Source organism: Acidovorax sp. KPB24-03, assembly GCF_057546605.1.
Window position 1 is genome coordinate 1 of sequence record NZ_BAAJYR010000646.1, and the last position, 1,401, is coordinate 1,401.

The 1,401-nt window shown below is 72.3% G+C and carries 1 protein-coding gene; it reads right to left on the reverse strand.

From position 1 onward, the window contains the following. Positions 1-1,151, reverse strand: a 1,151-nt coding sequence (locus AC27KI_RS24815) for an MFS transporter (RefSeq protein ID WP_487116443.1), incomplete at its 3' end; no start/stop codon positions are given. Positions 1,152-1,401: the final 250 nt, after the last annotated feature.

Consider the following 1,401-nt stretch of genomic DNA (forward strand, 5'->3'; position numbering starts at 1 on the left):
CCCAGCCACGCCGCGCTGGTGCCGGCGCGGAACTCGCCCAGCTCGTTGGACGAGCCGATGAACAGCATGTTGACCGCGTTCACCCGCCCGCGCATGGCATCGGGTGTGGAAAACTGCACCAGCGCCCCGCGGATGTACACGCTCACCATGTCGGCCGCGCCGGCCACCATCAAGGCCAGGAACGACAGCAGGAACCAGTGCGACAGCGAGAACACCAGGTTGGCCGCGCCGAAGATCGCCACCGCGATGAACATGCGCCGCCCCACATGGCGGTTGAAGGGCCGCAGGGTCAGGAAGAGCCCCGCGCCCACCTCGCCGATGGCGATGGCGCTGCGCAGCGCGCCCAGGCCCTGCGGTCCCACGTGCAGCACCTCGTGCGCGTAGATGGGCAGCAGCGCCACCACGCCGCCCAGCAGCACGGCGAACAGGTCCAGCGAGATCGTGCCCAGGATGATCGGGCGCGTGCGGATGAAGTGGATGCCCGCGCCGAAGCGGTCCCACATGCGGCCCTGCGTCGGCGAGGGCGGTGCGGCATACGCCACCGTCACGCGCGACAGCAGCAGCGCGCCCAGCGCGAAGCCCGCGCAGCACACGGGGTAGGTGAGCGAGGCGCCGCCGGTGGCATACAGCAACCCGCCGATCAGCGGGCCGGTGATGCTGGCCAGGCGCATCAGCATGCTGTTGGTGGCCATGGCCTGCGCCAGTTGGGCGCGCGGCACGATCTGCGGCAGCAGGCTTTGCAGCGCCGGTCCCGAGAATGCCCGCGAGCAGCCGAACAGCACCAGCGCCGCATAGATGCCCGCCACGCCCGCCGTGCCGTGCCCCGACAGCCACCACAGCAGCGCGCTGCACACCGCGCCCACCGACCAGCTCACGGCCAGGATGTGCCGGCGGCTGGCGCGGTCGATCAGGTCGCCGGCCGGCAGCAGCAGGCACAGCATGGGCAGGAACTGCGCCAGGCCCACGTAGGCCAGGGCGATGGGCTCGCGCGTGAGGTCGTACACCTGCCAGGCCACGACCACGGCCTGCACCTGGGTGGCGAACACGGCCACCAGGCGGGCGATCAGGAAGGCGAGGAAGCCGCGGTGCCGGTAGACGCTTTCGGTGGCAGGAACGGGGGGAGCGGGGGAGGCGGTGGGAAGGTCGGGCACGGCGCTGGGGAGGCTGGAGGGTGGCTGGCCGGAGCCTGTGCGGCCAGCGGACGGGCGGACGCGGCGGGCGGCTCCAACGGTGGGAAGTCAGCGCCGCATGCTACCGGTTTATCCGTGCGGGTGCTGTCGCCGGTAGTCCCAGGGAGCGCGCGGGCGCTTTTGCGACCACAGCCCGGTGTGGCTGGCCTGGGCCTGGCGCTGCAGCGCCGCCAGCTGCGGGTAGGCGGCCGCGCGCGGCGTGTACACCCAG